This window comes from Thermoplasmata archaeon, assembly GCA_038851035.1.
Taxonomy (GTDB): domain Archaea; phylum Thermoplasmatota; class DTKX01; order VGTL01; family VGTL01; genus JAWCLH01.
In genome coordinates, this window is record JAWCLH010000008.1 from 87,221 (window position 1) to 93,869 (window position 6,649).

A 6,649-nucleotide genomic window follows, 5' to 3' on the forward strand; every position below is an offset into this window, starting at 1 on the left:
CCAGTATGAGAAAGTACTTCGGAGCGGCCGCGGCTTTGACCTTTTTCTTGTGCCTCATTCTAGCATTCTTCGGTGGAAGCCGCAATATCTTTGAATCGCCGATCTCATCACTCCCCTCCCTCCTCATCGACCACTACGATAATCAGACCGAGGTCTACGTCCACGGCTTGAATGAGTTTAGGTACACTAACATGACTGTGTGGGTTTCCGATGGCACCACCGAATTCATGCGGTATAGGGAGAACACATATTTTATTTATCTGAACACCACCTTGACTAATTTCACCCTCAATGTCACAGTCTGGAATAAAAAGAAGGCGTATGTTTTTCAGGCGGATATCCGTGTGGCGGATCCTGAGGAATTCCCGGCCCATTTATTTATCTATGAGAAGGAAGACGGAGACGGTACAATGCATGTGCTACAGAAGAGCAACCTGCCCTGGAAGAAGGTCATGGAGAGGGTAAAATGAAGGTAAAGATACCCTGGTCATTCACGATTATAGTCATGTTAATACTTGTATGGGCTGGCTACACAGCAGGTGTATGGAGCGGTCTCATCGACCCCGGTACGGACGCCGCTGTGGTTGCGGCCTTCGTGATGGGCTGGGTCGGCGTTCTTGTTTTTGCGATTCTCGGGGCCTTCCTTCTTGGAATGTACGCCGGGCACAGAATTCTCTCCCTGGGCGACATAACACCATTCGAAGAGGAAATGCTCAGAATGCGGCAAGATTGCTCCGAAATGCGCGCTGAACTGAAAAGAATCAGGGAGAAGCTCGAGGGGGGCGAAAGCGCCCTTACCGAAGAGAAGAAAAAGTAGCGATTACTTTTTCTCCGGGGGAAGGAGGTTGGGTATGCCGTCCTCGATGGGATAGTCCACGCTGCATTTCTCGCAACGAAGAGTACCTGCGACAATCTCCCGCCCCTCCTCCTTTTTAACGGTGAGCGCTAGGTCGCCCTTGCAAAGGGGGCAGCAAAGAATATCCATCAGAGTCCGCTTCATTCTCCCGAGCCATGGATTTCGTTGAAAGTATTAGTAGATTTTCTTCAGGGAACCATGGAGGTGGTGGGGCCGGGACCGAGATTTGAACTCGGGTCTAGGGATCCACAGTCCCACAGGATACCAGGCTACCCCATCCCGGCCATGGTGAACGGGGCTAAATCCCTCAGGGGGTATTATAAATTAATGGGGGCAATTAGGAAAGGCGCGCAAGCGGCGAGCGAAAGCCCAAAGGGGTCCCTGGGCCCCACCTATCCGCTCTCCAAATTGCTCTCTTCTCCTTTTTCGTGGCGGAGTGTGATGGTCCCTCCCACACAATCCCTAATCCCACAAATGAGAAGTAATATTCCACCGCTTCGGGGAGTGGCTGGAACTCAGGTAGGCTTCTTCGTGAGATTCATTGTTCACTGACTTTCCCTTCACTTGCCACGCGAGGCCAGTTTTAAGGTTACATCTGGAAATTCGTTGGCAATCAGAGGAATTTTTCTGTCCAGAATTTGCTGTCCATGTGGGATGAGAGGCAGAATGTGCAGGCGGTCGAAAGGCGCAGGGATTAATATATGTCGCTCCATTTTACCCCTTGGGCTTTTCGCTATGCGGGATAGGGCGGGAGGCAGAAAGGGCCGATGGTCTAGACCGGTAATGACGTCGCGCTTACAACGCGGAGGTCGGCGGTTCAAATCCGCCTCGGCCCAATTCTCCCGCATCACCAATTATTAGGAAACGACTTCGAGAGCGCGAACGCCGTCTCAGAAAACAGGCAGCTCGGGGGAAACCTATCAAGTAAAAATTAGCTGGACGCCGCAAACGGTGCTCGCCGGTGACCGAAGGCAGGGAAAGCGAAGAAGACCAGAACCCGTCTCTATGGCATTCGGGTTGATGGTTTAAAAATTTTACTAACGACCTAGTCATTCCTAGGTGGCCACATGAGGGACACGTGGTGTTCCGGTATTTATGTCGTGGGGCATGGGGCTCATGAGCTCAGTGGACTTGGGGGGGAGGGCAGCGCCTCCAGTCTCCCCAAAGGTCCAAAACGCCGTTCCGTCTTATAGTGGCATCCAGTGCGTTGCTTATTTTTCTATTATCCCCTAAGTGCATTCCTGACCTCTCTTGGTGTCATTCGTGGAGAAATGGCGACTACGAGCTCGACACATCCTATTTTTTCGATGGTGTGATTAGGAGAGTGGAGTCGGGCATCTATTGGACCTCCCCTACTAAGGCGAACGAAAGAGCTCTCAATAACACACATAAGGTCGTCCAAACACAATATGTCTCCTTGCCGCTCTACCGGTCCTGTTATTCGTATTGGCAGGACCTTCCAGTCGGGCGGGGCCGCGCCCGCTCAGTATTCAGCACCCGTTTACCCGAGCCCCTGGAGTCCTGTGCCACAGCTTACATACTTCTACAACCCTTTCAGCCACAATCCCTGTGACGCTCCACCCTTTGTCAGTTACTTCACCCTTAACCTTACTTTCTGCTCAAATCGTGAGCTGTGAGGCCCCCCCGACCACACACCAGTGGCACTGGAGCTACTTGCTGCGGTTGAGGAGAAGGGACGCGATGAGCCCCAAGCATTCGCTCCTCGTGGAGCTCGAAGAATTGCTCAGGCGCTCTTCGGTTCTTTGGGAGAAAAGTATCTCAATCAGGCGCCCTCTCTTCCTGCGCAACCTATTTTAGGCCATTGTTGCTTTTACCGATGCGCAGCGGTGCGGGCGCGTGGCTTAGTCAGGATATAGCACCGGCCTCCTAAGCCGGTGGTCGGGGGTTCGAATCCCTCCGCGCCCGTAATGCCTCATTGAAGCTTCGTCTGACAGGAGGGGCAGATTCTCCAGTTGGGCCTCGTTTCCCGACCACAGCCGGGGCATTTGGCGGCCTCGGCAGTCCTCGGCTTGATGGATAGTAATGGTGTGGGGGCTGGTGGGGGAGGGGGTTTTGCGGGGGGTGCTGCGGCCTCGTCGATTTCAGCCGCGACCGCCTTCTCCTTGCCTGTTGCATAAGCGCTGGCCCTATCGAAAGCCTCTTTCGCGCTGCGGGCATCGTCTTCGGCGCTCGTCGCGCTCTCCACGGCATCAGCAAACTTCCCCGCCTTGAACGCTTCCTCGGCGCTCTTTAACATTTCCTCGGCAGTGTCAATGTCAAGGGCCATCTCCCGGGCTTCTTCAATAGCCTTTCGGGCCGATGCTATTGCATCCTTGGCATTGCACTCCAAACATAGAAGGCCCTCCTCATCCGTTGGCTTTCCACACCTCGGGCACGGAAATATTTTGGATTGGGCAGGCGGGGTGACGTATGCAGTGGCTGCGGCGGCCTCTCTGTCTTTGGCATAGAGTTCCTCCGCCAGCTGCGCCTGCTTCTCCTGTGAGTACGCAATCTCCTCCTTGCCTACTTCAGTGGCGCCTGTCTTGGTCGAAATCTCTGCTTGCTCCCTCTTTATTGCTAGCTGGTCGCGCTTTCTTTTAATGACATAACCAATCGCACCGAGCACCACAAATCCAACAATTACACCTGTCGCAATGGCCAGTACATCCACGGGCGTCTTGCCAGATACCTTGAACTGGGCACTCCGGAACGGAGTTTCGGTAGTGTGCGGCGTCTTGAAGCGCTCGCTACATTGGACTATAGCTCCCAGAAGCCGGTGATTTCCAGTTTCAGAGGCCTGCCAAAACACGTCCACACTCTCGAACTGTCCCGGCCCGATCATATCAATTACACCACTGGTAATGGGGTTGCCTCCGGTTTTATCAAGATATAGTTGAATTCCAACACGAGTTGCGTTGATTTTACCCATATTCCTCACCGTGACCGTGATCGTGACCGCCTCCCCATCCACAGGGTCGGGCGGAGAGAGGGCTATTTTTGTTATTGATAAGTAAGCGTAGGGTTCTTCAACGATGTTGATTCCGACCTCTGTAAAGGCCTCTTTCTGATGGAGGTCGTCCCGGACATGGAGGTTTATTGTCACGTTGGTAGCGTTGGTTGGAGGAACATACTTCACCCGGCTCCCAAAACCGAGAAAGCGGTTGCTCGGGTGCTCCGTCCAGGAGTAGTTGAAAAGGGTTCCGTCTGGGTCGTAGTTTGACCTCCCTTGAAGTTCATACTCAACGCCCCCGTAGAGGGTTGCGTTGTGCTGAGGGAAGTCGATAATCGAGACAAGCCCCATGGGGGCGTCAATGCTAAGCCCGGATACATTGAGCTTCCCTGCGCTCTCCATCTTGAACAGCACTCCAACCCGGACGCGCTCACCTTCGGCCGCCGGTCCCGCGGTCTCGTTCATATAGTCATAGAGCTGGGGCGTGAAATCGAGAACGGCAGTATAGGAGTAATTGATGTTCAGCAGGCCGAAGCGCAGCTGTCCTGTGTATTTATTGTGTATCTGTAGTTTGACCGTGACAATCGGATTGTTCCACTCGTCCAGAGCTGCTGGTGCGGTATCGAGATAGCTCTGGAGGGCCGAGACGAAAACGGGTCCGCTGATGATATCATTGAATTTGCCTTGGTTATTGGACCAGATATCCATCTTCAGGCCGTTGGCCACCACGATGTCTATGTCCGAATCTGCGTCGAGTGGAGCCACTGCAATCGATTTTGAGGACTGACCACCCGAGAAGACGCGCATCAGAAGGTCGCTCGGGAATCCCCCGAAGCCATCGTTAAGCTGGAGGAAGAGCTGGCCGTAGTTACTGGTTCCCAGCGCAAGTATGTCAAGGGCACCATCGGAGTTTATATCGGCCACTACAGCTGTTCTGAGGCTGTCCGTGCCACTTTCACAAACTATTGAGATAATGTGTCCGGGTCGGGTGTCGAAGTCGCCGGGGCTCTGGCCCTGGTCGTAGCCCAGGTTGAGGCATATGTATATTCTACCGTCGTTGCTCGCTCCGATAAGGTCCAAATCGCCGTCATTATCGACGTCCTCCACAGCTACGGAGTTGATGTCTCTCGCCGCTCCGGTGGCGATGGGGAAGGCTGTTTCAAATGTTCCGTCTCCGTTGCCGGGTGCCAGATAAAACTGCCGGTTGGAGTTCGCCCCCACAAGGTCTGGGAATGTGTCCTCGTCTATGTCCGCCACCTTGACACTGTTCATCTGCCCCGTCCCGCCCAGCACTACTTTAAAGAACTCGCTTCCCGGACCGCCGGAGGTGTCGAAGGCGCCACCCCCGGGGTTCAGAACTACGTAAAACCGGCCGTTCAGAGCGCCCCCGATGATATCAAAGTCGCCATCGCCCTCCACATCCTCAACGCATACCGAAGCCATCCGGCTGCCCGCTCCAGTCAGTATAGGTATCGCTCCTCCGTAGAGGCCAGCTCCCCCCTGATTGGGCAGCCAGTAGAAATTGCCGTCGGCGCAGGAGGCGACGATGTCTAGGCCGGGCATATCGTCAAGCTGACCAAGGGCGACCATGGTTATGTCTCTGTCCACGCCCTCGACCCCACAATCGATCTCTGTTGCATTAATGAAAAGATTATTGATGTTTTTCGCAACGTAAATTTTCCCATTGGTACCGCCCGCCACCAAGTCATTGTCACCGTCTCCATCAATATCGCCTACGGTGACGGAGTTGAGGTTCTGTCTGGTGGAAGAATCGTCGTAGAAGGTGAACGAGAGGCTGTCCTTGGTCCACACCGTTGCACCGCCTACCGTCATAGTGTATGCGTATTTTGAAGTCTGGGTGTTATTCACGGCTAGCGATGCTGAGCGAACGGTGGAGCGGGGCATTTTGAACTCGAGAGTCCTAGTGAGGCCGTTCTGATCCCATCTAAGGTCCACCTCGGTATTGTTATTTGCGAAGGTGTACTGAAGCCCCATGACGCCAGGGAACATCCAGTCAACGGTCCCGTCCTGCAGGATGTCGATGGATGGGTTGCGGGGCCAGTGGACTGTCTGGTATTCAGTTCCTTCGTCGAGGAAGAAGAAGTCCCCACGGACCCTCATGGTGGCCGAAGCTATCTCCGAGTTCTTGGCAACGGTGAACTCCTTAACGATTTGACCTCCCCTCGGGCTCGGCTGCACCCAGGTGAACTCGACGCTACCGTCGCTCCATTTATCCACCTTCTCTGCTCCTGTGGGGAGCGGGAGGAGAAGCGACACAAGCACAGCGGCGGTAGCCAGCATTCTGTGAGGCTTCATCTGCTTCACACCTCGCGACAATCTCGAGCGCTCAGAAATCCCCCTTGTGATATAAGTGTTTCGGTTTTCACGCCACCGTGTCGAATTCCGAAATAACTTCCTCTCGGCAAATATAAGAGCCCTAAAACCATATCAATACATGCGGAAGCTCACAAGGAGAAAGCTCAGATGGCTCATCAGGGAGATGGAAAAGGGTGAGGCCTCTGCATATCAACTTGCAAGGATACAGAAGATATCGGAACGCTGGGTATGGGAGCTCTACCGCGGTATAGGGAGAGGGGCGAATATCCATATCCTAAAAAGCCCGGGGCATCCCCTAAGTTAATCATTGATGAAGAGAGGGAATATGTAATGAGGGCAAGAGCCAGGCATCCAGCATCCGGAGCATTCATCCTGGAGAAGGCAATTGAAAGTGAGGAGGGGATAAATATCCCACACAACCGCATTCACAGGATCCTTAAAGAGAATGGACTGGCAAAAGATGAACCCAGGAAGCAGAGACGCCAGAAGTGGGTCCGGTATGAGAG

Annotated in this window: 6 protein-coding genes and 3 tRNA genes; 6 read left to right on the forward strand and 3 right to left on the reverse strand. The window is 53.8% G+C overall.

Features of this window, described 5'->3' with window-relative positions:
- Nucleotides 1-5: 5 nt before the first annotated feature.
- Together QW379_04185 and QW379_04190 are read left to right on the forward strand one after the other, a co-directional pair.
- Entirely contained in the window at nucleotides 6-470 is a 465-nt protein-coding gene (locus QW379_04185; protein ID MEM2869607.1) for a hypothetical protein, read from the forward strand.
- Complete coding sequence (locus tag QW379_04190; GenBank protein MEM2869608.1) at nucleotides 467-817, forward strand: hypothetical protein; 351 nt, start codon at nucleotides 467-469, stop codon at nucleotides 815-817. The genes QW379_04185 and QW379_04190 overlap by 4 nt, the downstream gene beginning before the upstream one ends.
- Before the next feature lie 3 nt (nucleotides 818-820).
- Here QW379_04190 and QW379_04195 read toward each other — a convergent pair whose 3' ends face one another.
- Nucleotides 821-1,000, reverse strand: coding sequence for a methytransferase partner Trm112 (locus QW379_04195; GenBank protein MEM2869609.1), 180 nt, complete (start codon nucleotides 998-1,000; stop codon nucleotides 821-823).
- A gap of 64 nt (nucleotides 1,001-1,064) precedes the next feature.
- Nucleotides 1,065-1,140 (reverse strand) — tRNA-His (locus QW379_04200).
- Between the two features lie 477 nt (nucleotides 1,141-1,617).
- Between QW379_04200 and QW379_04205 the strand changes: the two genes are divergently transcribed.
- From QW379_04205 to QW379_04215, 3 genes are all read left to right on the forward strand, one after another.
- Nucleotides 1,618-1,692 (forward strand) — tRNA-Val (locus QW379_04205).
- Nucleotides 1,693-2,482: 790 nt separating this feature from the next.
- The gene (locus QW379_04210) at nucleotides 2,483-2,674 is read left to right on the forward strand and encodes a hypothetical protein (GenBank protein ID MEM2869610.1); all 192 of its coding nucleotides are present in this window, start codon (nucleotides 2,483-2,485) and stop codon (nucleotides 2,672-2,674) included.
- Between the two features lie 33 nt (nucleotides 2,675-2,707).
- A tRNA-Arg gene (locus QW379_04215) sits at nucleotides 2,708-2,782 on the forward strand.
- Nucleotides 2,783-2,789: 7 nt separating this feature from the next.
- Here QW379_04215 and QW379_04220 read toward each other — a convergent pair.
- Complete coding sequence (locus QW379_04220; protein MEM2869611.1) at nucleotides 2,790-6,143, reverse strand: FG-GAP-like repeat-containing protein; 3,354 nt, start codon at nucleotides 6,141-6,143, stop codon at nucleotides 2,790-2,792.
- Nucleotides 6,144-6,371: 228 nt separating this feature from the next.
- On the opposite strand from QW379_04220, the gene QW379_04225 reads away from it, so the two are divergent.
- Nucleotides 6,372-6,649 (forward strand): IS481 family transposase (locus QW379_04225; GenBank protein MEM2869612.1); only part of this gene is annotated, 278 nt, incomplete at its 3' end.